General features: G+C 28.5%; 26 protein-coding genes. All 26 read left to right on the forward strand.

Annotation, left to right across the window (positions count from 1 at the left end; translation table 11 throughout):
• Positions 1-299: AAA family ATPase (locus H9661_RS18160; RefSeq protein WP_479927601.1), on the forward strand; the 299-nt coding region annotated here is incomplete at its 5' end.
• Positions 300-397: 98 nt separating this feature from the next.
• Entirely contained in the window at positions 398-919 is a 522-nt protein-coding gene (locus H9661_RS18165) for a hypothetical protein (protein ID WP_191770181.1), read from the forward strand.
• 279 nt (positions 920-1,198) lie between these two features.
• Positions 1,199-2,422, forward strand: a complete 1,224-nt coding sequence (locus tag H9661_RS18170) for a C40 family peptidase (protein ID WP_191770183.1) — start codon at positions 1,199-1,201, stop codon at positions 2,420-2,422.
• A gap of 298 nt (positions 2,423-2,720) precedes the next feature.
• Entirely contained in the window at positions 2,721-3,173 is a 453-nt protein-coding gene (locus H9661_RS18175) for an RrF2 family transcriptional regulator (RefSeq protein ID WP_143315051.1), read from the forward strand.
• 2 nt (positions 3,174-3,175) lie between these two features.
• On the forward strand, positions 3,176-4,357 hold the full coding sequence (gene nifS / locus H9661_RS18180) for a cysteine desulfurase NifS (protein WP_143315052.1): 1,182 nt from the start codon (positions 3,176-3,178) through the stop codon (positions 4,355-4,357).
• A gap of 1 nt (position 4,358) precedes the next feature.
• Positions 4,359-4,793, forward strand: a complete 435-nt coding sequence (gene nifU, locus H9661_RS18185; protein WP_143315053.1) for a Fe-S cluster assembly scaffold protein NifU — start codon at positions 4,359-4,361, stop codon at positions 4,791-4,793.
• Between the two features lie 8 nt (positions 4,794-4,801).
• Positions 4,802-5,878: a tRNA 2-thiouridine(34) synthase MnmA gene (gene mnmA / locus H9661_RS18190; RefSeq protein WP_191770185.1), complete on the forward strand. Its 1,077-nt coding sequence runs from the start codon at positions 4,802-4,804 to the stop codon at positions 5,876-5,878.
• Positions 5,879-5,895: 17 nt separating this feature from the next.
• A complete protein-coding gene (locus tag H9661_RS18195) occupies positions 5,896-6,534 on the forward strand; it encodes a pentapeptide repeat-containing protein (protein ID WP_191770187.1) in 639 nt (212 codons plus the stop codon).
• 406 nt (positions 6,535-6,940) lie between these two features.
• Positions 6,941-7,609, forward strand: a complete 669-nt coding sequence (locus H9661_RS20050) for a Wzz/FepE/Etk N-terminal domain-containing protein (RefSeq protein ID WP_191770190.1) — start codon at positions 6,941-6,943, stop codon at positions 7,607-7,609.
• A gap of 13 nt (positions 7,610-7,622) precedes the next feature.
• Entirely contained in the window at positions 7,623-8,306 is a 684-nt protein-coding gene (locus tag H9661_RS18205) for a CpsD/CapB family tyrosine-protein kinase (RefSeq protein ID WP_191770192.1), read from the forward strand.
• Between the two features lie 34 nt (positions 8,307-8,340).
• Complete coding sequence (locus H9661_RS18210; RefSeq protein ID WP_207729709.1) at positions 8,341-10,203, forward strand: polysaccharide biosynthesis protein; 1,863 nt, start codon at positions 8,341-8,343, stop codon at positions 10,201-10,203.
• A gap of 72 nt (positions 10,204-10,275) precedes the next feature.
• A complete protein-coding gene (locus H9661_RS18215) occupies positions 10,276-11,418 on the forward strand; it encodes a DegT/DnrJ/EryC1/StrS family aminotransferase (RefSeq protein WP_191770194.1) in 1,143 nt (380 codons plus the stop codon).
• The gene (locus tag H9661_RS18220) at positions 11,393-12,022 is read left to right on the forward strand and encodes a sugar transferase (RefSeq protein WP_191770196.1); all 630 of its coding nucleotides are present in this window, start codon (positions 11,393-11,395) and stop codon (positions 12,020-12,022) included. The genes H9661_RS18215 and H9661_RS18220 overlap by 26 nt, the downstream gene beginning before the upstream one ends.
• 17 nt (positions 12,023-12,039) lie before the next feature.
• Positions 12,040-12,945, forward strand: coding sequence for a formyltransferase family protein (locus H9661_RS18225; protein WP_191770198.1), 906 nt, complete (start codon positions 12,040-12,042; stop codon positions 12,943-12,945).
• 13 nt (positions 12,946-12,958) lie between these two features.
• The gene (locus tag H9661_RS18230; RefSeq protein WP_191770200.1) at positions 12,959-13,624 is read left to right on the forward strand and encodes a PIG-L family deacetylase; all 666 of its coding nucleotides are present in this window, start codon (positions 12,959-12,961) and stop codon (positions 13,622-13,624) included.
• Positions 13,621-14,289, forward strand: a complete 669-nt coding sequence (locus H9661_RS18235) for an acetyltransferase (protein ID WP_191770202.1) — start codon at positions 13,621-13,623, stop codon at positions 14,287-14,289. The genes H9661_RS18230 and H9661_RS18235 overlap by 4 nt, the downstream gene beginning before the upstream one ends.
• A gap of 3 nt (positions 14,290-14,292) precedes the next feature.
• A complete protein-coding gene (locus H9661_RS18240) occupies positions 14,293-15,453 on the forward strand; it encodes an NAD-dependent epimerase/dehydratase family protein (RefSeq protein WP_191770204.1) in 1,161 nt (386 codons plus the stop codon).
• A gap of 4 nt (positions 15,454-15,457) precedes the next feature.
• Positions 15,458-16,480, forward strand: coding sequence for a WaaS/CpsH family glycosyltransferase (locus H9661_RS18245; RefSeq protein ID WP_191770206.1), 1,023 nt, complete (start codon positions 15,458-15,460; stop codon positions 16,478-16,480).
• 88 nt (positions 16,481-16,568) lie between these two features.
• The gene (locus H9661_RS18250) at positions 16,569-17,693 is read left to right on the forward strand and encodes a glycosyltransferase family protein (protein WP_191770209.1); all 1,125 of its coding nucleotides are present in this window, start codon (positions 16,569-16,571) and stop codon (positions 17,691-17,693) included.
• 14 nt (positions 17,694-17,707) lie between these two features.
• Positions 17,708-17,881, forward strand: coding sequence for a hypothetical protein (locus H9661_RS18255; RefSeq protein ID WP_191770211.1), 174 nt, complete (start codon positions 17,708-17,710; stop codon positions 17,879-17,881).
• A gap of 41 nt (positions 17,882-17,922) precedes the next feature.
• A complete protein-coding gene (locus H9661_RS18260; RefSeq protein WP_341480441.1) occupies positions 17,923-18,819 on the forward strand; it encodes an EpsG family protein in 897 nt (298 codons plus the stop codon).
• Between the two features lie 42 nt (positions 18,820-18,861).
• Entirely contained in the window at positions 18,862-19,773 is a 912-nt protein-coding gene (locus H9661_RS18265) for a glycosyltransferase family 2 protein (protein ID WP_191770213.1), read from the forward strand.
• Positions 19,774-19,835: 62 nt separating this feature from the next.
• Positions 19,836-20,750: a glycosyltransferase family 2 protein gene (locus H9661_RS18270; protein WP_191770215.1), complete on the forward strand. Its 915-nt coding sequence runs from the start codon at positions 19,836-19,838 to the stop codon at positions 20,748-20,750.
• A 127-nt stretch (positions 20,751-20,877) separates the two neighbouring features.
• Positions 20,878-23,487, forward strand: coding sequence for a polysaccharide pyruvyl transferase family protein (locus H9661_RS18275; protein ID WP_191770217.1), 2,610 nt, complete (start codon positions 20,878-20,880; stop codon positions 23,485-23,487).
• A complete protein-coding gene (locus H9661_RS18280) occupies positions 23,480-24,604 on the forward strand; it encodes a radical SAM protein (protein ID WP_191770219.1) in 1,125 nt (374 codons plus the stop codon). The genes H9661_RS18275 and H9661_RS18280 overlap by 8 nt, the downstream gene beginning before the upstream one ends.
• A gap of 86 nt (positions 24,605-24,690) precedes the next feature.
• Positions 24,691-25,188, forward strand: coding sequence for a hypothetical protein (locus H9661_RS18285; RefSeq protein ID WP_191770221.1), 498 nt, complete (start codon positions 24,691-24,693; stop codon positions 25,186-25,188).
• Positions 25,189-25,288 lie beyond the last annotated feature (100 nt).

Below are 25,288 nucleotides of genomic sequence, written 5' to 3' on the forward strand. Positions count from 1 at the left end.
TAATTTATTTAGCTACATTACCAAAATCTAATAGTGCATATTTAGCAATAAAAGATGCTATGAATGATTTGGAGAATAGGAACTTTGGTGATATACCAATGCACTTAAAAGATGCTCATTATAGTGGTGCGGCAAGTTTGGGGGTAGAAGGGTATAAATATCCTCATGATTATCCAAATCACTATATTAAGCAAGATTATTTACCAAAGGAATTAAGAGGGAAAAAGTATTATGAATGCCAGAACAATAAATTTGAAGATAGTATAAAAAAATACTGGATAAATATAAAAAACAGTTAGATATATTCTGAATCGCTTAAAGTAAAAATAAGAAAATAAATATAAATGTTAAGAATAATTATGCGTTTTCAAACAAAGGGTGATTTAAATAAAAAAAGATGAATTTAATTTTAAGCTTATCAATAATGGTAATATTAACTTTAATTATAGTTTCAATGTATAATAGATCTCTAGATCAAGCATTAAGTAGATATATAACAAAGAACTCATTAAATTTAGAAACTCTGAAAAAAATTGATATAAGCAAAGAAAAAACAATGTTTATTAATAAAAATCAAAATAATCAATTGAACATAACTATAGCAAATAATGAATTAATAAAAGGGTGGAAGATAGAATATTCATTATGGGATAACAATATTGGTGATTTAGACAATTTTACAACTACTGATATAAATTCCAATAAATATAATTTTACATGCGTCTGGAATAGATTAGATTACACGAAAAATTACGGAGATAGTGGTATACTTTATGGGTTTTTTACACACACTAATAATAATTATAATGAAATTTATGTAAGTAATATTAAGTGTAATATTGAAAAAGTAGATGATAATTTATATTTATACTATATTATAACTGATCCTCCTAAATATAATTTTAAAGTTGTAGAATAAGATACTTTGGTTTTTATTATAAGATATAACTATAATATACCTGATATAAGTAGATTAAATTAGAAATAAGTAAATCTTCAAGATACTAAATCTTGGGGATTTTTTTTATGTGAAATAGAAAGAATTAAATTTAATATAATATAATTTTATTGAAGAGTATAAAATGGTGAGAAGTCAAATTGAGAATACACATTGATTCCTAATAAGTAAAATGTTAGAATAATATGTAGTAACTAGCGGATAGGAAAAGGAAGGTGAAATGGTCATAGACCAAGATTTATGAAGAGAAGAATATTATCTATAATTATTATCGGAGTTTTTGTTGCTTCAGTTATACTATCAGGAGTTAGAGTAAGTGCAGCTCCTTCAGATCAGCAATTACAACAGCAAAGAAATGAGTATGAAGTAAAAAAGGCAAAAGTAAATGAAATTGATGAAAAGATTCAAAGATTTGATGACGAAATAAGTTCCCTAACAATTAAGGTGAACGATAATGATAGCAAAATTAAAGATATAAATAAAGAGATAGAAAATACAGATAAAGAAATCGAACAAACTAAAGCAGATATTACTAATAAAGAAGAGCTATTAGGAAAGAGGTTAAGAGCGATATATAAATCTGGTGGAGAAGCTGACTATATTTCTTTAATATTTTCTTCTAATAGCTTAGGGGATTTAATTACAAAAGTTAATTCAGCTATTAAAATAGTTAATACGGACAAAAAAGTTTTAAAAGATTTATCAAGTAGTAAGAGCGAACTTGATGATAAGGTAAACTCATTGGAGACAAAATCAAATGAAATTCAAGGGCTTAACAATGATATACAACAACAAAAAGCTGAAATTAATAAAAAGTTAGAGGAAGAAAAGCAAGTTAGAGAACAATCTAAGGCAGAAGTAGAGCAATTTGCTAAACAATATTTAATTCCGATAGAGAGAGAATCAGTTCAAGGATTCATAGATATAGCTAACAATCCAAATAGTTCTGAAAGTCAACTTAATGACGCTATTACCGCATTAAGTGCTATTAAGAATCAGCTAAAGAGTAGTGAAGTTCAGAATGAAGTAAATAATGCCATTGAAAATGCGAAAAACGCATTGAAGAAAATTTCCGATAATAAAATTACACCAGCAGCTGTAAATCCACATGTTCCAACTCCATCACCAACTAGTACTTCAGTTGTAAGCTATGCATATAAATTTTTAGGTGTAGCTTATGTATATGGTGCAACAGGACCAGAAAATTTTGATTGTTCAGGACTTACATCTTATGTATATAGAAATGTTACAGGAATTGATATTGGTAGAACTACATACGAGCAAGTTAATGCAGGTGTAGATGTTACGGGCCAACAATTGCAGCCTGGTGATTTAATATTCCCTAGTGATGAGCATGTACAAATGTATATAGGAAATGGACAAGTAATACATGCACCTCATACAGGTGATGTGGTTAGGATAGCACCTATTGGTACTGTTTGGAAAGCAAGAAGAATATTATAAATATGTAGACAAGCTATTTGGGTGAAAGTTGATCAGCTAAAATAGCTTGTTTTTTTGTTAACTATATAAAAATAAATTGGATGAAATTTTTTTGGAGCTAAGAATCAAAAAGGGTATAGATGTACAGAATCAGTAAAACATCTATTTAAAAGAATTGGAATAAAATTAAATAGTTGCTTTTCTATAGTAAATTAAATGATAATCTATGGGAAAAAAGGATGTTGACAATTCCCGAGTGTTTTGCTATGATATAAAACAGAAAGTATAGTAATTTACTCAACATTAAGGAGTGAAGATAATGAAACTATCGACAAAGGGGCGTTATGGAGTTAAAGCAATGGTTGAACTTGCTATTAATTATGGTAGTACTCCCGTTTCAATAAAGACTATTTCTACTAGACAAAATATTTCTGAATATTATTTAGAACAATTATTTTCTCCTCTTAGAAAAGCAAATCTAATTACTAGTATTAGAGGTGCTCAAGGAGGATATGTTCTTAGTAGAGAGCCAAAGGATATTACAGTGGCAGATATAATGAATGAAGTTGAAGGTCCTATTGAAATTTCTGATTGTATTGATCATGCTAGCTGCAATAATGTTGATTGTTGCGCAACTAGACTACTTTGGGAAAAAATTAAAAATAGCATTGACGAGGTTATGGTTTCTATAACTCTTCAAGATATCGTCGATGACTACAATAATATGAAAGTAAAGAGTGAAGAGTTAAAATTTGATAATAAGGGAGAATAGATATGAAAAACGTATATATGGATTATGCAGCAACTACATTTGTTAAACCAGAAGTATTAGAAGAAATGATGCCATATTTTACAGAAAAGTTTGGAAATCCATCATCATTCTATGAAATATCAAGAATAACAAAGAGAGCAATTGATGAATCAAGAGGGAAGATTGCAAAAGCGTTAAATAGTGAAAGCGATGAAGTATATTTCACTGGTGGTGGATCTGAGGCTGATAACTGGGCAATTAAAGGAATAGCTTCTGCTTATAAGAATAAAGGGAATCATATTATAACAACTAAGATTGAACATCATGCAGTGCTACATACTTGTGAGTACTTAGAAAAGCAAGGTTATAAGGTAACATATTTAGATGTTGATAAAGAAGGTTTTATAAATTTAGATGATTTAAGAAATGCAATTACAGATGAAACAATTTTAGTTTCAATAATGTTTGCAAACAATGAAATAGGGACTATTCAACCAGTTAAGGAAATAGGAGCTATCTGTAAGGAAAGAGGAGTTCTATTCCATACAGATGCAGTTCAAGCTGTAGGAAATGTTCCTGTAGATGTTAAAGATATGAATATTGATTTATTGTCATTAGCTGGTCACAAAATATATGGACCAAAAGGTATAGGAGTACTTTATATAAGAAAAGGCGTTAGAATACATAATCTTATACATGGTGGTGGTCAAGAAAGAGCAAGAAGAGCTGGAACTGAAAATATTGCAGGTATAGTTGGTCTTGGAAAGGCTATTGAACTAGCTACAGAAAATCTTGATGAACATATGAATAAAATGTCAAAATTAAGAGATAAACTAATAGATGGATTATTAAAGATTCCTCACACAAACTTAAATGGACCAAGAGGTGATAAGAGATTGCCTGGTAATGTTAATGTTTGCTTTAGATTTATTGAAGGTGAATCAATACTTCTTTCATTAGATTTTGAAGGTGTTTCAGCATCAAGTGGTAGTGCTTGTACATCAGGATCATTGGATCCATCACATGTGCTTTTAGCTATAGGGCTTCCACATGAAAGAGCACATGGTTCATTAAGACTTACAATGGGGGATAGAACAACTGATGAAGATGTAGAATATGTGTTAGAAGTTGTTCCACCAATTATAGAAAGACTAAGAAATATGTCTCCATTATGGGAAGACTACATTAAGAAGGGAGAAAAATAATATGATATATTCAGATAAGGTAATGGATCACTTTAGAAATCCAAGAAATGTAGGAGAAATAGAAAATCCAGATGGTGTAGGTGAAGTTGGTAACGCTAAATGTGGTGATATCATGAAGATATATCTTAAGATAGAGGATAATGTAATAAGGGATGCTAAATTTAAGACATTTGGTTGTGGATCAGCAATAGCGTCATCATCAATGGCAACTGAACTTATAATCGGAAAAGATATAGATGAAGCATGGGATCTTACTAATAAAGCTGTTGCAGAAGCATTAGATGGACTTCCACCAGTAAAAATGCACTGTTCAGTTTTAGCTGAAGAAGCTATTCATAAAGCTATAAACGATTATAGAGCAAAAGCAGGTCTTGAAGTTAAGGAATTTGTAGAACATGGAGATGACTTGCACGACCACGTTCATGGTGATGAATAGGAGATAAAATGAAGAAAAAGGTAGTTGTTGGTATGAGCGGCGGAGTTGATAGCTCCGTTGCTGCTTACCTTTTAAAAGAACAAGGTTATGATGTTATTGGTATTACAATGCGTATGTCACCAGATGATCCCAACTTTGCTGAAAATGAAGGCGGATGTTGTTCACTTTCTGCAGTTGAGGATGCGAGAAGAGTATGTGATAGGCTTGAGATACCTTTTTATGTTTTGAATTTTAAAGATTTGTTTAAGGAAAAAGTAATAGATTATTTTGTAGACGAGTATATGGCTGGAAAGACTCCAAATCCATGTATCGCTTGTAATAAGCATTTAAAATTTGATGCATTACTCCAAAAAGCAAGAGGAATTGGGGCAGAATACGTTGCAACGGGCCACTATGCTAAGATAGAAGAAAAAGATGGAAGAATGCTTTTGATAAAATCTGATGATGATAGAAAAGATCAAACATATGCTTTATATAATTTTACCCAAGATCAACTTGCTCATACTCTTATGCCTTGTGGTAAATACACAAAGGATAAAATAAGAGAAATAGCTAAAGAAATAGGTCTTGCTGTACATAATAAAAAGGATAGTGAGGAAATCTGTTTTATTCCTGATAATAATCATGGTAGATTTATTATAGAAGAGGTACCTGGTAAGGTTAAGCTAGGTAACTTTGTAGATAAAGAAGGAAATATTTTAGGCAAGCATAAGGGAATAGTTTATTATACTATAGGACAAAGAAAGGGACTTGGATTGGCTCTTGGAAGACCTGTTTTTGTAACAGGTATTAATGCAAAGAAAAATGAAGTAGTTATTGGTTCTGAAGATGAGATTTTTAAAACAGGTCTTATTGCAAAAGATGTTAACTTTATTCCTTTTAATGAGTTAAAAGAAGAATTAAACGTAACTGCAAAGGTTCGTTATTCAGCAAAGCCATCAGAAGCTACATTATATCCAGAATCTAATGGCAGAGTTAAAGTAATATTTAAAGATAAGCAAAGAGCTATTACAAAAGGACAGTCAGTAGTATTTTATGATGGAAATATTGTTGTTGGTGGGGGTATCATAGAAAAAATATTATAGATTTTAAGGAGACCACAATGGGAAGAAATCAAAGTACTGGCACATTTAATTATAATAATATACAAAAAAAAGATAAAAATTTTATGTATGATAACCTAAAGAGAAGCAATTGCTATAATTGTGATTTTGATACATGTAATTTTGACTTTGTAAGTTTTAGAGGAGCACATTTTAAAAAGTGTAGTTTTTATAATAGCTCATTTAAAGGTACAGAATTCGTCGGAGCTAACTTAAAAGGAAGTAAATTTAAAAAATCAATATTTGAAAATACTATATTTGACTCTGTAAATCTAGATGGTGTTGATTTTAGAGATGCTGAGTTTACTAATGTTATATTTTTAGAATCTGACTTAAGCAAGGCTATAAATATTGATATTAATGATCCTTCAATAAGAGTATTTGATGAAGTACCTGAAGTAGAGATCAGTGAAGCTTTAAAAAGTACAGTGGATAGTTTGAATGAAAATGAGTATATCAAAAATGCGAGAATTTTTGATACTAAAGATGGTAGTATTAACTTACTTACTATGATGATTCTTTTAGAACTGTTTGGAGAAGAGAGACTTATTAGAGGATTGAATACTATTAAAGAAGAAATTAAAAGAGATTTTCATACTTTAAGTTATGTTATTAGATTAATTGAAAAAATAAAATAGAGATTTTAGATAGTTGAAAGAGTTATTTGGATAAGTTTATTCAAATAACTCTTTTTTTATCTATATTTAACTTCACACATAATAAATAATTAGAAGAATTTTAGAAAGTTGGACCTAATAAGAGTTAAAAGTCATTTATTAAAATGAAATTGACAGGATCGTTAATAGAAGGCCTAAACTTACTAAAGTAATATATGAGCATAGATAAAGTTAACCAGTAAAGTTTTGTATAAAGGAGTTATTTAATATAATTATAAAATTATATTAAATAACTCCTTTTAACTTATGTAGCGACTAAATATGTTAACTAATTATGTGTATGATTATACAAAATTTGAAAAAGGTGTAATAAACGATTTTAAATCTACATAGTTTGTAAACATAGAAAGTAATTAAGGGGGATAAAGTGGAAGAAAATTTAAATCTACAGGAAATGGTGCGAATACTTAAGAAAAGAATTAAATTAATAATAGCTATTATCATTTTAGCTACTGTGGTAACAGCAATTATTTGTTTTAATTTTATTGAACCAAAGTATAAAGCAAGTACTAAGTTGTTTATTGGAAAAGAGCAGAGTTATAGCGAAACATATAAATATGATGATGTTCAACTATATCAAAAACTATTAAAAACATATTCCGATGTAATTATGACTAAAGATTTAATTGATAATGCACTAGAATCTAAGAATATTGATGAAAATACTAAAATAGTACAAAAAGAATTATCAGTAACTCCAAAAGCAGATACACAATTACTAGAAGTTAGTTACTTAAGTAGTGATAAGTATGAAGCTACTGACATTGTTTTGGCAGTAACGAACGAATTTGTTAAGTACTCTAAGGAATTAATACCAAATGTAAATGTAATTATAGTTGAAAAAGCAGTATTGCCAGATAAGCCAGTTAGTCCTAATAAACCATTGTATATTTTTATAGCATTTATAATTGGAGCATTAGTAGGAATTATAATATCAATCACACTTGAATTTTATGATAACACTTTCAGAGATAGGGTAGAAGTTGAAGAGAAGTTAGATATACCAGTATTAGGAAATATACCATGTATCAATTAAGTAGAGGTGTAGAATGATAGGATTGAAAGAAAATACAGATGCTTCAGTAGTTGAGGCTTTTAAAACTTTAAGAACCAATATATTGTATTCTTCATTGGATAGAAAAATAAAAACAATTTTAGTTACAAGTTCTGAACCAGCAGAAGGAAAATCAACAATAGCATGTAATTTAGCTTTGTCCTTCGCAAAGGATGGAAAAAAGACATTATTAATTGATTGTGATTTAAGAAAACCATCTATTCATAAAATTTTTAAAGTGTCTAATTTAACTGGATTAACAAATGTTTTGATTGGAGAAGAAAAATTAGAAATAGCGATAAAATACTATTCAGAAAATTTAGATATACTTGCTTCAGGAACTTATCCGCCAAATCCAACTGAGATATTAGGGTCTAAGTATATGGAATCATTTTTGGAAAAACTAGAGGAATTGTATGAAATTATAGTAATAGATTCCGCCCCATTAAACGTTGTTAGTGACAGCCAAGTATTAGGAGCCAAGATGGATGGAGTGCTTATGGTAATTAGAGCTAATAAAACAAAAAAAGATAGTGTTATGGATGCCAAAGATCTTTTAGAAAAAGTAAATGCAAATTTAATTGGTGTTGTTCTTAATGGAGTAGAAGCAAGTCATAAAAAGTCTTATTACTGTTATGGTAGTAAAGATGAAAAAAGGCAAAAAGTGAGTAAAAAATAAGAATTGAGGGAGAGTAGTGATTATAAATAAAAGAATGAAAATAACTATACTACTATTCTTAGATTTCCTGTTAATACAATGCTCGTATTTTTTAGCATTATATTTAAGACTTGAAAGTTCAGAAATAAACATTTCAAGTATCATAAAGATTTATAGTGATTTTTTACCTAAGATACTATTTGTAAGTGTTATTTATATGGTTATATTTGGATTTTTTAAGCAATACAATAGCATTTGGAAAGTTGCAAGCATAGAAGAATTTGCAGCGGGGGTTGTTAGTACAGCTCTGGGAGTAGTTATTTGTCTGGTAATTTCAATTTTTGATACAGCAAGAATTCCATTACTAGTAACAATAATGGCAGGTATTTTAATAATGTTGTTTTGTAATGGAATTAGAGTAGGTTATAGAATATTGAAAAGAATTATAGCCTATCTTAATAAAGAAAATAATAATGATCTCAAAAAAGTACTAGTAATAGGTGCTGGTGCTGCAGGCGCATTAGTTATTAATGAGTGTAAAAAGGATCCAAGATGTAGAAAGAAAGTAGTTGCTATTGTAGATGATGATAAAGAAAAGATTGGAAAATATGTTGCAGGTGTAAAAGTGCTTGGCAATAGAAATTCTATTGAAAAGATTATAAATGAAAATTCAATACATGAAGTAATTATAGCAATTGCAGGGTTAAAAAGTTTAGATTTAAAAGAGATTATTATGCAATGTAACAAAACAAATGTGAAAGTAAAAATCATGCCAGGAGTTTCAGATGTAATAGATGGACATTTTAATCTTAATAGTATTAGAGATGTTAATGTTGAGGATTTACTTGGTAGAGAATCAGTTACTTTAGATAATGAGGGAATAAGTAAATATATTGAAAATAAAGTGATTATGGTAACTGGTGGAGGTGGATCAATTGGTTCTGAGTTATGTAGACAACTAGTTAAATTTAAGCCTAAGCAGTTAATTATTTTTGATATATATGAAAATAATGCTTATGATATTCAAAATGAACTTTTACATGCTAATAAGAATTTTAATTTAAAAGTATTAATAGGATCTATACGGGATAAGAGAAGATTAAGGAGTATTCTGATTGCATATAAGCCACAAGTTATATTTCATGCAGCAGCTCATAAGCATGTGCCTTTAATGGAAGAAAGTCCACTAGAGGCTATAAAAAATAATGTTGTAGGAACTTTAAATTTATGTGAATTAGTTGATGAATTTAGTTTAGAGAAATTTGTACTTATTTCTACAGATAAAGCAGTTAACCCAACTAATATAATGGGAGCAAGCAAGAGAATTTGTGAAATGATAATACAAGCTATTAATGAAGAGAGTGATACCGAATTTGTTGCAGTTAGATTTGGAAATGTATTAGGTTCTAATGGTTCAGTTGTACCATTATTTAAAAAACAAATTGCAAGTGGGGGGCCAATAACTTTAACGCATAAGGAAGTTACTAGGTATTTCATGACTATACCAGAAGCCAGTCAATTAGTATTGCAAGCTGGAGCTTTTGCTAAAGGTGGAGAAATATTTGTTCTCGATATGGGGGAACCTGTAAAAATATACGATTTAGCGGAAAACCTTATAAGACTTTCGGGGTTTGAACCAGGTAAAGATATTGAAATAAAGGTGACTGGACTTAGACCAGGAGAAAAACTTTATGAAGAACTTTTAATAGGAGGAAAAAATTTAATAACAACAAGGCATAATAAGATTTTTATTGATAATCCAGATTGTCTTAGTTTTAGTGTATTAAAGCAACGAATAAATGAGTTAGTGGATACAGTTAAAATGGGAAATGAGGAACTTTTAAGAGATAAAATGAAGTATTTAGTTCCAACTTATAATTCAGTAAAAGATGATATAAAAAGTAATGTTGAAAAATAGTTGTATTGATAGGAAAAATTTTAGTATCTAGTTTAAATAATAATGTTAGTTCTAGGAGGAAGGTTATGGGAAATGGCAGGATGTAAAAAAATTTATCTTTCATCGCCACACATGAGCGACGAAGGTTATGAAAGGAACTATATTAAGGAAGCATTTGAAACTAATTGGATCGCACCACTTGGAAAGAATGTTAATGAATTTGAAAATGAATTAACCAAATATGTGAAAATTAAACATGGGGTAGCATTATCATCAGGAACTGCAGCTATTCATATGGCACTTAAAGCAGCAGGAGTTGGGAAAGGCGATGTTGTATTTTGTCCGAGTCTTACTTTTTCAGCTACAGTAAATCCAATAATTTATGAAAATGCAATTCCTGTATTTATTGATAGTAATTTTGAAACCTGGAATATGTCTTCTAGTGCGTTAGAAAAAGCTTTTGAAAAATATACACCAAAAGCTGTTATAGTTGTACATTTATATGGGTTATCAGCAGAGATGGATAAAATAATTGAAATATGTAAAAAGCATAACGTTGCACTTATTGAGGATGCTGCTGAAAGCTTAGGAACTAAATATAAGGGAAAATATACAGGGACCTTTGGTGATTACGGTATTTATTCCTTTAATGGCAATAAAATTATAACCACATCAGGTGGAGGGATTCTTATATCAAATAATAAAGAAAAAATAGATAAAGTTAGATTTTGGTCAACGCAATCGAGAGATAAAGCAAGACATTATCAACATAGTGAACTTGGTTTTAACTATAGGATGAGTAATATTTTAGCTGGCATAGGGAGAGGACAACTTAAGGTGCTAGATGAAAGGATTGAAAAGAAGAAATATATTTTTGAATATTATAAACGGGAGTTAAGTGAACTAGATAGTATAAAAATGATGCCAATTAATGAATGGAATGAACCAAACTATTGGCTAAGTTGTTTAATATTAACTGGTAAAGTAACACCTATAGATATTATTGAAGCACTTGAAGAAGAAAATATTGAGTCTAGGCCTATATGGAAACCAATGCAGATGCAGCCGTTCTTTGAAAGATATGATTTTATTGGCAGTGGAATATCAGAGCGTATTTTTGAAAACGGAGTATGTTTACCATCTGATACAAAGATGACGGATAAGGACCTTGAAAGAATTTGTAAAATTATTAAAGGGGTATGCAAAAGAGATGGAATCGTCAAGAAGTGGCAATAACACAATATATACAAAATATGTCAAAAGATTAATAGATTTTATTCTTTCTTTTATTGCTTTAATAATACTATTACCTTTAATGATTATTGTAGCTGTATTGATAAAAGTACAGTCTAGTGGATCAGTAATATTTATACAAGGAAGACTAGGTAAGGATATGAAGATCTTTAAGATTTATAAATTTAGGACCATGGTAAAAGATGCTTTAAAATATCAGAAAGCTGGGGTTGAGGTCACAGGTAACGATTCCAGAATTACTCCTTTGGGGAAATTTTTAAGACGGTTTAAGATAGATGAATTAGCCCAATTACTAAATATACTAAAGGGGGATATGTCTATTGTTGGGCCAAGACCAACTCTTCCAGAATATAGAGAGCAATATGAAGAATGGGAACTAAAAAGATTTAATGTAAAACCTGGGCTCACAGGTTTGGCACAGATTAGTGGGAATATTTATTTGAAGCGTGAAGAAAAAAGTATGTATGACATCAAATATGTAAATAATTTAAGCTTTGTCTTGGATATGAAAGTCATAATCAAAACGGTAGCAATTGTCATATTTGGTGAAGATAAATTCATTAATAAAATTGATATGAAATTGTGAAAGGAAAACTTAATTAAATGAAAAAAACAGTTTTTATTGGCTCAGTTATTTCAAGCAAAGTTGCTCTAGAGACATTAATAAAAAATGGGGTATCAATAGATTTAGTCTGTTCATTAGATGAAGAGGTATCTAAAAATGTATCTGATTATTTTCCTATCCATGATATAGCTGAGGAAAATGATATCCCATTTATAAAATTCAAAAAAATAAATAATGAAAGTATTGTTAAAAAAATTGAAGGTATAGAGCCTGATTATATTTTTATAATAGGGCTTTCACAGATAATATCTCAAAAGATACTTGATATGGCTAAAGAATATTCAATAGGATTTCATCCTACACAACTTCCTAAATATAGAGGAAGGGCAGCAATTCCTTGGCAGATTATATTAGGCGTTGAAGATTCAAAAGTAACATTATTTAAAATCGATCAAGGAGTAGATTCGGGAGATATTATTTGTCAATATCCATACCAGATAGATAAAACAGATTATGCATTAGATGTCTATTATAAGGTTTGTGATGCATTGAAGAATGCATTAAATAGTTGCATTAATGAAATTTACAACAATTCAGTCAATTTCATTAAGCAAGATCATGAGAATAGTACGTATCTTTTAGCTAGAAGACCTGAAGATGGAATTATTGATTGGAGTCTATGTGGTAAAGATATTGAAACTTTGATTAGGGCAACAAGTAGACCGTATCCAGGAGCATTTTCTTATTATAAAGGGTGCAAAGTGGTATTTTGGAAAGCTGACAGAGAAGAAAATACTAAGTATATAGGAATTCCAGGACAAATAGCTTGGATAAACGATCAAGGTGAGATTGCAATAATTACTAAAGATTCCTTGCTGATAGTAAAAGAATATGTTATCCAAGGGAATGATATATCCTTTTTAGTAGGGCATAAATTTATATAATGGGGGTGGAATAGTGAATATATTAGTTATGGCACCTCATGCGGATGATGAAGTATTAGGCTTAGGTGGAACAATAGCAAAATATGTTGATGAAGGACATGATGTTTTTGTTTGTGTAGCAACAACTGGACAGCCTTTGATGTTTCCACAAAATGTTTTAGACAAGTTGAGATCAGAAGTTATTAATGCACATAAATTTTTAGGAATTAAAGAAACATTTTTTTTAGAATTTCCAGCAGCTATGCTTAGTGAAGTTCCAAGGTATGAAATTAACAAAAAGATAAAGGATATTATAGATTCAGTGCAGCCAGATGTAGTGTTTATGCCGCATTTTGGAGATATGCACTTAGATCATTATATTGTTTCCCAATCTACAATGGTTGGTATTAGACCTGTTAAAAAACATAAGGTGCTAGAAACTTATTCATATGAAACGTTATCAGAGACTGAATGGAATAATCCTCATATGAGTAATACTTTTGTACCAAACACATATATTGATATTACTAATTATTTGAGTAGGAAGATTGGAGCGATGAAACACTTTACAACTCAAATTAAAGACTTTCCACATCCGCGTTCTGTTGAAGGAATTGAATCATTAGCCAAATTAAGAGGTTCTACAATAGGAGTGAAGGCTGCTGAGGCATTCTGTTTGATAAGAAGGATTGTCCTATGAAAATAGAAAATGGAGGGCATGAAAAATTACTTATTATAGGGGCTAGCGGTCATGGAAAAGTAGTTTTAGATATTGCACTAAAACTCAATAGGTGGAGAAAAATATTTTTTTTGGATGATAATGAATCCATCAAATCGACAATGGGAATTGATGTTATAGGGAAATCCAGGGATGCGTTAAAAAACATAAATGATTATGACATCTTTATAGCGATAGGAAATAATGAAGCAAGAGAAAAAATACAAATGCAACTTGAAAAAGCTGGAGCTAGCATTCCTACATTAGTCCATCCTAATGTAGTTTTAGGGCAAAATGTTGAACTTGGAGTTGGAACAGTAATAATGGCAGGGGTTGTTATCAATAGTAACAGTAAAATACGTAGGGGATGCATAGTGAATACTGGAGCAACTATAGATCATGATAATATAATTGAAAGTTTTGTCCATATATCACCAGGAACACATTTAGCAGGAGGAGTTAGTATTGGAGAGAAAGCTTGGTTAGGTACAGGGGTTGTAGTAATTAATAATAAAAAAATTATTAGAGAATGTTTAGTAGGTGCTGGCGCTGTTGTAGTTAAAGACATAAATGAAGCTGGAGTTTATGTTGGAATCCCAGCGAAGCCTATAAATAAATGTATAGCCAGTAGTAGTAGGGAGGGATAGATAATGGAGAAAGTGCTTATTACAGGGGGAGCCGGATTTATTGGAAATGCTATTGTTCAAGAGCTTAAGGAGAAATATGAAGTTGTTGTATTAGATAATTTTTCTCCTCAAATACATGGATATAACTATGAAGAATCATATTTATATAAAAATATTAAGAAAAAATGTGAATTAATAAAAGGTGATGTAAGAAATACTGAAGATTTGAAAAAAGCATTAAAAGATGTACATTATATAATACATCTTGCAGCTGAAACTGGAACTGGACAATCCATGTATGAAATTAATAGATACACTGATGTGAATATAAAAGGGTTATCCAATTTGCTTGAAGTGATAATAAGAGACAAGTTGCCTATAAAGAAAATAATATTATCCTCGTCACGTTCAGTTTATGGAGAGGGTATGTATTTTTGTGAAAAACATGGAGTAGTTGTTCCGAGATTAAGAAAAATAGAAGATATGAAAAATGGAGATTTTGAAGTTAAGTGCCCAGTCTGTGGTAGTGAGGTTGAATTAAGAAATACCACTGAGGAATGTGAATTAAGGCCTATATCTTACTATGCATATACTAAATTTGCACAAGAAAAAATGCTAGAAGTAATGTGTAAGATAATGGAGATACCATATACCATTTTTAGGTATCAAAATGTATATGGAGCTGGTCAATCTCTTAACAATCCATATACAGGTATACTTTCAATATTCTCTAAGCTGCTATTAAAGAATCAAGATATAAATATATTTGAAGATGGGAAAGAAAGTAGAGATTTTGTTCATGTAAGTGATGTTGCAGCAGCTACATGTAGTGCAATTGAAAATGCGAATACTGATTATGAACATATAAATATAGGTAGTGGAGAAAATGTCTCTGTTATTAAAGTAGCAGAAATATTAAAGAGATTATATGAGTCAAATTCAGCAATAAATATTACAGGAGATTTTAGAAAAGGAGACATTAGGCATAATGTGGCAGACATAACTAGAGCAAAAAAGTTATGCAGGTTTAATCCAGTATATACTTTTGAAAAGGGTATGAAAGAATTTACAATATGGGTAAAAGAGCAAAATAAAGGACAAAGTTTAGAAAAATCAGAAGATCTTTTTGAACGCTCTTTACAAGAAATGCAAACAATTGGAATGCTTGTAAAAGCTGAGGAGTAAATATATGAGGAGAAAAAAAGCCTTATTTATTTGTAATCCAATGTACGGTTATTATAAAAATATAATTCTAGAACTTGAATTACACGGATGGAATGTAGATTATTGCAATGATAAACCAACTGAGAATTCTTTTTTTAAAGGCATGATGAAAATAAAAAAAAGCTTACTTAAGCCTTTAGTTAAAAAATATTTTGATAAACTCATATCTGAAATAAAAGAAAAGAATTATGATTTAGTGTTCATAACAAATTGCAAAGTATTTACAACAGAAATGATTAAACAAATGAGGAATATACAAAAGTCAGCAAGATTTGTTTTGTACATGTGGGATTCCTTGAAACTTTATCCTGATAATATAGATTTAATTCCATTATTTGATGATGCATATTCTTTCGATTTAGAAGATTGCGAAAAAATAGATGGATTAAAATTTTTACCATTATTCTATTGTAGGGGATTTGAGAAAGTTGGGCAAATGTTAGAAGAGGACGTTAAATATGATATTGCAAGTGTTTGTACAGCTCATCCTAATAGATATAAAATTATGCGAGTATTGTTTCCTAAATTAGAGGCAAATGGTGTAAGAATTTTTTCATATATGTACTTAAACAAGTTGCAATATTTATATAATAGAGTTCGTGTGCCAGAGTTTAAAGGTGTAAAAAGCAATGAATTTAAATTTATACCATTGTCTGAAAAAGAAAACTTAGAAGTTTTAAAGAGATCAAATAATGTGTTTGACATTCCACATATTAATCAGAGCGGTTTAACAATGAGAACTATTGAAACTCTCGGAGCTAGAAGAAAAATGATTACTACAAATGTAGATATCAAAAAATATGATTTTTATAATGAAAACAATATATTTGTTATGGACGAATGGAATTTAGAAGAAATAGAGGATTTTATAAATAGAAAATATGAACCTATAGATGATGAAGTATATAGAAAATATAGTGTAAGTAATTGGCTAGACACAATTATTAATGATGAAGATAATAAGTATTTAGCTTCTAAAATAGGGTAAGCAGTAGCAAAAGATTAATATGAAGAGAGATAAATCTGATTTATAACTAATATATATGAAAATTTAATTGTAAGAAAAGGAGAAATAAATGAAAATACTGCTTTTAGGATTTGCAAAACTTGCATATATGCCATATATAAACTTCTATTTAGAGGAGTTAGCATGTGATGAAAATGAAATTCATATATTATATTGGAACAGAGATGATAAAAGCGATATTAAACTACCTTATAATGTTATATTTCATGAGTTTAAACTATATCAAGAAGATGAGGTAAAGAAATATAAAAAAATACCTAGTTTTATTAAGTATAGGAAATATGCAAATGAATTAATAAAAAAAGATGAGTTTGATTTAATTATAGTATTAAGTACTTTACCTGGAGTACTTTTATATAATGTCCTAAAAAAACAATATGCAAATAGATATATATTTGACTATAGAGATTTTACATTTGAAAACATCAAATTTTATAAAAATATTGTTCGAAATTTAATTATTAATTCAAAAGTTACATTTGTAAGTTCCAATGGTTTTAGAAAATATTTACCGAAATTAGATAAGATATATACAACACATAATATATTACTAGATTCTATAGAAAATCGTATAAAAAGAAATGAACTTCAACAAAAACATAATCCAATAAGAGTTGGATGTTGGGGGTTTATAAAATATGAAAGTGTTAATAAGAAAATTATCGAACAATTAGCTAATGATTCACGGTTTGAAATACATTATTATGGAAGACAGCAGAGTGTTGCATATAATTTAAAGGAATATTGCTCAAAGAATAATGTCAAAAATGTATATTTTCATGGTGAATATAAACCAGAAGAGAGATATGAATTTCAAAAAGAAACTGATATATTAAATAATTTGTATGATATTAATCTAATTACATCAAGCGCTATGAGCAATAAGTATTATGACGGAATAGTTTTTTATATTCCACAGATATGTTCTTTAGGGTCATTTATGGGAGCTCAAGTTGAAAAAGTAAATGTTGGTTTAAATTGTGATCCGTATAGAGAAAATTTTGCTGATATATTATATGACTATTATAAATCAATAAAGTGGGAAGAATTTGAAAAAAATTGTGATTTGGAACTTGAGAGAGTACTAAATGAATATAATTCAGCGAAAAGAATTTTAAAAGAATCTATTAAGTATTGTGATAATTCTATTAATCTAGAAAACCAAATAATTTAGATTGAGGAGAAATAATGATTATATATATAATTTATTTAACAATAATTTTTTCATTAATGTTAATGGAAAAATTAATAACTTCAACCATAAAAAATAGAAAAGGAAATAATGTTGAGGAAGTTAATAATAGTTACAATAATCAGATGATTCCTAAAAAAAAACAAAATTTCGATATACTTTTAAATTAGCGTTAATTATTATTTTTATATTTACAGCATTTAGATACAATGTGGGATGGGATTATCAAGCTTATTATAAGTCTATTCAGTATGGACTAATTACGAATATAGTGAGTAATGGAGAATATGCTAGTATCTTTTTAGTTGATATTTCTAGAAGAACTGGAATAACAAATTTATATTTTTTCGTAAATGCATTTATTACTATATTTCTTTTTAGCAAAACAATAAAAGAATATAGTAAAGATAATTGGTTGAGTCTAATTATTTTCTTGTGTTTTCCTCTTTTTTATTTAAATTCTCTTAGTGTCATTAGGTTTTTTACTGCACTAGCAATAACATTTTATGGATTTAGATATATTGAAAGACGGAAATTTATTAAATATTTGATATTTGTTGTTTTAGCTAGTATGTTCCATAAAACAGCTCTTATTGCTATAGTTTTCTATTTTGTATATAACTTAAATTTAAAAATATCAAAGTTAGTAGTTTTATTAACTCTATTACCAGTACTTAGCATTTTATTTAATAAAGCTATTATTAGATATTTCCCAAGATATATGGTATATACGCAGCTTACTTCTATTCAAGAAGGTACGAAAGCAATAATAGTTCTTATAATATTAGCAATTGTTTTATTGATTTTTAGAAAGAAAATAATTTGTGGTGATACTGTTGTTAATGGATATTATAATATATTTTTTACAGGGCTAAGTATCTATCTTATGTTTTCTTCACAAGGGACAATGGGGCATCGTTTATCATTGTATGGGACTATTTTTTCAATTCTATTAATTTCTGAAGTTTTATCAAAGTTAAAGATTAATAGAGACCGTTTTGTAATTAAAATTGGTATTTATCTATTATGTATTCTTATGTTTCTCTACACAGTTTACATCGGTTCGGGAACATATATACCATATAGAACAATTTTTAATATTTACTAAGAATTAATGAGAAGTAATGAAATATTTTGAGTAGGTGAAAATATGTCGAAAGTTACAATAATAGTGCCAATTTACAATAAAGAAGCAAGATTAGAAAAATGTATAGAAAGTGTATTAAATCAAACTTATAAAGATTTTGAATTACTCTTGATTAATGATGGTTCAGTTGATAGGAGCCATATTATAGCAAGTGAGTTTGAAAAAAAAGACAACAGAATTAAGTACTATAAGCAACAAAATAGGGGTGTATCATTTACAAGAAACATAGGGATTCAATTAGCTAACAGTGAATTTATATCTTTTCTTGATGCAGATGATGAAATCAATGAAAGATATTTAGAAAAGATGGTGAGTGCAGTTGGCAGCGGTAACGTGTGTTATTGTGGACATTATTATGTAACTAAAGGAAAGAAAAAAAGGGGAAGAATATGTTTTCGCAAGGGAGATATTCTGATAGATTATTTATATAATACATGTACACCACATACAAATTCATGGATAATTAGAAAAGAATTTTTAAATAAATATAATATACGATTTTCAGAAGAAATAAATTGGGGAGAGGATATGATCTTCTTCTCTAAAGTATTGTTACATGAAAAGGATGTTAGTTATGTTAAAGATTATCTAACAGAGTATCATATTAGCCAATTTAATTGCTTAAGTGAGAATTCCATTGATAAAATTGATAAAGATATTTTTTGGATGGAAAAGTTAAAACGATACATTCTTGAAAATGAATCGGATAAAAAAGAAAGAGAGAAATTGATATATGCAATAGAAACCTATAGACTACCTGCAGGAATTATCTATAGAATTTGGAATAACATTCAGAGTTTTCATGAGTCTGATTTAAAGTTTATGTTAAATAAGTATTCTTCATATTTGAGAAAGATAAGGGTAAGCAATGGTTTAAGAAGTATAAAACTAATTTGTATAAAGAGCCGATTGTAATAAAAGGAATAACTATTTGAAATTTTAAAATAAATATAGATTGAAAAATGGAGGTATTACAGATGAATGAATTAATTAGCATTATTATACCTGTTTATAAAGTTGAAGAGTATCTTAGGCGTTGCATTAATTCAGTGCTTAAACAGACATATAAAAACTTAGAAGTTATTTTAGTAGATGATGGTTCACCAGACAGAAGTGGAGAAATTTGTGATGAGTTTGCAGCTTTAGATAATCGAATTAAAGTAATTCATAAAAAAAATGGGGGACTATCAGATGCTCGTAATGCAGGTATAGATATTTGTGAAGGAGAATATATTGCATTTATAGATAGCGATGATTGGGTACATGATAAATATATTGAAAATTTATATAAGCTATTAAAAAAAACTAATTCGGATATATCGGTATGCAATTTTATAAAAACAGCAAAAGATAAAGTAGATATTTATATTTCAAACGAGGAGATATATGAATATACAAAAATAGAGGCTCTAGAGCAATTTGTAGACAAATTCTATGTACAGATGGTTATAGCTTGTGGAAAGCTATATAAAAGAAATTTGTTTAGAGAAATCAGATTTCCAGTTGGTAGATTACATGAAGATGAATTTATAACTTATAAGGTGATTTTTAAAGCTAAAAAAATTGTACTTACTACAGCGCAGTTATATTATTATTGGCAAAGAGAAGATAGTATTATGGGAAGTGGATTTAGCTTAAAAGGCAGGTTAGATGCATTAGATGCATTTGAAGAGAGAGGAAATTTCTTTGATAGTATAAAAGAAATGGAACTTAGAGATAAGACATTTAGGATTGTTTTTAATATATATAAAACAATTAATGATAAAATCAATCTATTTGAAAAAAATGAAGAGAAGATGGACTTTAAGAAAAAATTTATGAATTTTAAGAGAGTTTTGAGAAAAACTAAGCAAAGTTTTTTTTTAGAATTTATTACGAAATGTATTATATGATGCCTAAGTTTACTACAAAGATGCATAGAATATATAGAATAACTAGGCATTTTCAAACCAATTGTAATGGATAATAACTTAAATATACTTAAAAGGTGTTTATTTAGTAAAATGTTGAGGAGAAAAAATGTTAGATAAAATAAAAGCTTTTCTAAAATTAATTCTAAAGCCCATAGTGTACAGAGTTCATAAAAAAGTATTTAAGTATAGATTATATTATTATGTAGAAAAAAAAAGAGGCTTAAGCGGCAAATGCATCTTTTTAATGGCAACTCCATGTCATGGAAATTTAGGGGATCAAGCGATCGTTTATGCTGAATATAAGTTTTTAACTAATATGGGATTGGAAAATCAATTAATAGAAATAAAGAACTCTGAATATTACAAGTTTAAAGACATAATAAAAAAAGAAGTTATAGCAGATGATATCATATTAATAGATGGGGGAGGGAATTTAGGAACACTGTGGCCAGGCGAAGATGATAAAATAAGTGAAATAATAGAAAATTTTAATGATAATAAAATTGTTATTTTCCCTCAAACCTGCTTTTATTCAGATGATTTTGAAGGAAAAAAAAGATTGGAAAGATCAAAAAGCATCTATGGTAAGCATAATAATTTGACTATAGCTTTAAGGGATAGACAATCCTATGAATTTGTCTGTAGAAATTTTCCTTCTGTTAAATCTGTATACACACCGGATATAGTTTTATATATTGATGATATTTCAAGAAACTTTGATAGAAGTGGTATATTGTTATGTTTTAGAAAGGATTTAGAGAAAGTAGTTTCTGAAAAGGAAATAGATCAAATAAAGGAATATATAAAAGTAAATAATATACCATGTGTTGAAACAGATACGATTATTTGTAAAAAAGTTACTAAAAGAAATAGAAACAGAGAGTTATATAAGAAATGGAATGAATTTTCTAGTGCAGGATTGGTTGTAACAGATAGGCTACATGGAATGATATTTGCTGCTATTACAGGAACACCATGTATAGCTGTAGATAATAAGAGTAAAAAAGTAAGTGGAGTATATAGTTGGATATCTTCCTTACAGTATATAAAGGTTTGTGACGATATAACAAAAGTTAAAGATGATATATTAAATTTATATAAGTGTAATGCAAAATATGATAAAAATCTATCAAAGGATAACTATGACGAAATTTCAAACCAGTTAATAATAAGTCGTAAAAAAAAACAATTAAGTGAGAATCAAAAAACAGCTATAAATTTAGTAAGTAGCATTATTGTCATGGCAATAACCATTATGGTAAATTTCTTTTTGTCTCCATATATTGTAAAACATTTAGGAGCAGAGGCAAACGGATTTACTCAATTGGCAAATAATTTTATTATGTATGCTTCTCTTATTACCATTGCCTTAAATTCTATGGCAGGAAGATTTATAACCATTCAATATCATAAAGGGAAGGTTGAAAAGGCAAATTCTTATTATTCATCAGTCATTATAGGTAATATATTTATATTATTACTATTTATATTACCATCAATAATGATAGTAATGAATTTAGATAAAATAATAAATATAAGTGAGTCTAATGTAATTGATGCCAAACTGTTATTTGCATTTGTATTTGCAAATTTTTTTATGAATCAGATATATGGAATATTAAGCATATCTATGTATGTAACTAATAAACTTTATATTTCCAATTTAATAAATCTAATAAAAACCATTTTCAATGGAATATGTTTGCTTTCCATATTTTATTTTTTTTCAGCACGGATGTATTATGTTGGTTTAATTGGATTGTTAATGACAATAGTAACATTACCTTTCTCATTGATCATCAAAAGAAGAATTCTCCCAAGAGTTGTATTTTATAGAAAGATATTTAATTTTAAATATCTTAAAAACTTAATTTCATCTGGAATATGGAATACAATAAATCAATGTGGAAATATTTTAATGACAGGCCTTGACTTATTATTTGCAAATCTATTTATAAATCCTGTGCAAATGGGACTTTTGTCCGTAGCAAAAATTATACCAAATACCATAATTCAAATTGCATCAACTATAAACACAAATTTCTCACCTAATTTAACAATAACATATGCAAAAAATGATAGAAATGAATTAATTAATCAAGTACGAACAAGTATGAAAATATCAAGTGTTTTAATTTCAATTCCTATAATGGTCTTTTGCATATTTGGGGCTGATTTCTATATATTATGGATGCCAACTATGGACGCAAAATCCCTGACAATCTTATCATTACTTACATTTATGGCTTTTATACCATTTGCAGGACCACAGGTTCTATATAATGTTTTTACCACAACAAATAAACTATGCTTAAATTCAACTACTTTTCTTATAGCTGGATTTTTTAATTTTATAATTGTATTTGTTTTATTAAAATGTACTAATCTTGGAGTTTATGCTGTGGCAGGTGTAAGTTCATCAATTACCATTTTCAGAAATCTATTGTTTACAGTTCCTTATACTGCAAGACTTTTAGGCTTGAAATGGTATGAATTTTTCAAAGATGTGGGAGTATCTGTAGTTTGCTGTTTAATTGTAGGTATAATTTCATTTGTTATAAAATCATTTGTAGCAGTGAATTCGTGGTATATTCTTATAATTGTAGTAGCAATTTCTAGTGTGTTATCTTTTCTTGCAAACATAGTGATTGTTTTAAATAAAAATGAGAAGAAAAATTTATTAAAAAAATTCAGAAGAAGGAGAGTTTATGGATAAAATAAAGAAAGTAATTTTAATTCCTATACCAATGTCTATTTGTAATTTTAGATGCCATTATTGTTATTTAGCACAACGAAAAGAATGTTTTCAAAATGAACAACCTAAATTTGAGTATTCACCAGAACATGTTGCAAATGCAATGTCACCTGAAAGATTAGGTGGACTAGCATTTTTCAATTTCTGTGCTGATGGAGAAACTTTGCTTACAAAGGATTTAGATAAATATATTTATGAAATAGTTAAAAAGGGTCATTATGTAGAAATAGTGACGAATTTAACTATAACTTCTGAGTTAGAAAAAATTTTATCTTGGGATGTAAAATTATTAAAAAGGGTTGAGTTTAAATGTTCATTTCATTATTTAGAGCTAAAAAAAAGGAGTCTATTAGAAACATTTGCTGATAATGTAAGAAAGATATGGGAAGCAGGTGCTTCGGCAAATATTGAAATTACACCAAGTGATGAGCTCATACCATATATTGATGAAGTAAAGGAGTATTCTCTAGCTAACTTTGGAGCACTTCCACATGTTACAATAGCAAGAAATGATAATACGAAGCTTATTGAATATTTAACAAAATTACCAATAGACGAGTATGATAAAATCTGGGCACAATTTGATTCAGATTTTTGGAAATTTAAAAAAACAATATTTAAAGAAAAACGTAATGAATTTTGTTACGCAGGAGATTGGATGCTTCTAGTTAATTTGGCGACTGGAGAAACTACTCAATGTTATAGTGGAGTATATCATTTTAATATATTTAAGTCCATTGAAAAGCCAATACCTTTTAGAGCTATTGGCAAGTGTAAGTCGGCTCATTGTTATAATGGGCATGCGCTCTTAACACTAGGATGTATCTCTAATTTTACAGAGGTTAAATATGGTGATATAAGGAATAGAGTTAAAAATGATGGAACTACATGGCTACAGCCGGAGTTATGTGAATTTTTTAATTCAAGATTATGGGAAAGTAATGAAGAATATTCTGATTTTCAGAAATTGGCTGCGAAATTATATAATAATACTAGATTTATGTGCAATATTCCTAGAAGAGTTGTTAGAAAAAGTTTTGAGAAAATTAGCAAGAGAAATGAGAAAAATAAAAAGTAGAGGTATAAGAAAATAAATAAATGGTGATAATATATGTAAAACTGTAATATAATTACAGTAGTATAACTTTAAGGAGGAGAGAGTTTATGACTATACCAAAAAGCAATGAAAAATACGCTAGTTTATTAAAAGGGCAAATTAGTGAAAACACAATAAATTTAAAGGATATTCAGGATTTTGATATAGAACAAATAATTATGGAAGATAAAATAATATATGATAAGTCAAAATTAAAGGATATTGGGATAGAATTTGGCAGTGAGGAGTTTTTCATATGGAAAGAAGGAAATAAGAAGTTGTTTTTCCCAGCGCTAGACGCTCCATGGGAAGTTAGAAGAGCGTGGAGAGAGCATAAAGAGAAAATATCAAAACAAACAGGGGAAGATAAAAAGAATTTTAGAAATTTAGAAAATCAAATATGTTTAAATATGACAAAATTTAATGGATTATTTTTTGGTACAAGATTAAAAGATCTTACTGATTATTCAAATCTAATTAATTTAGCTATTAAAACATATAATGAATTTTATAATAGAACAAAAAATTCTATATACAAAGAATATGTAAATATATTATCAATATAATTATTAGTTGTCTGAAATAGATGTATAAATTATTCTATTGCGGGCAATTTTTTTAATGCATAAACAAGTAAAACTTTAATAACTATTTGCAATTTGAAAG

This window comes from Clostridium cibarium, from assembly GCF_014836335.1.
GTDB classification, from domain to species: domain Bacteria; phylum Bacillota; class Clostridia; order Clostridiales; family Clostridiaceae; genus Clostridium; species Clostridium cibarium.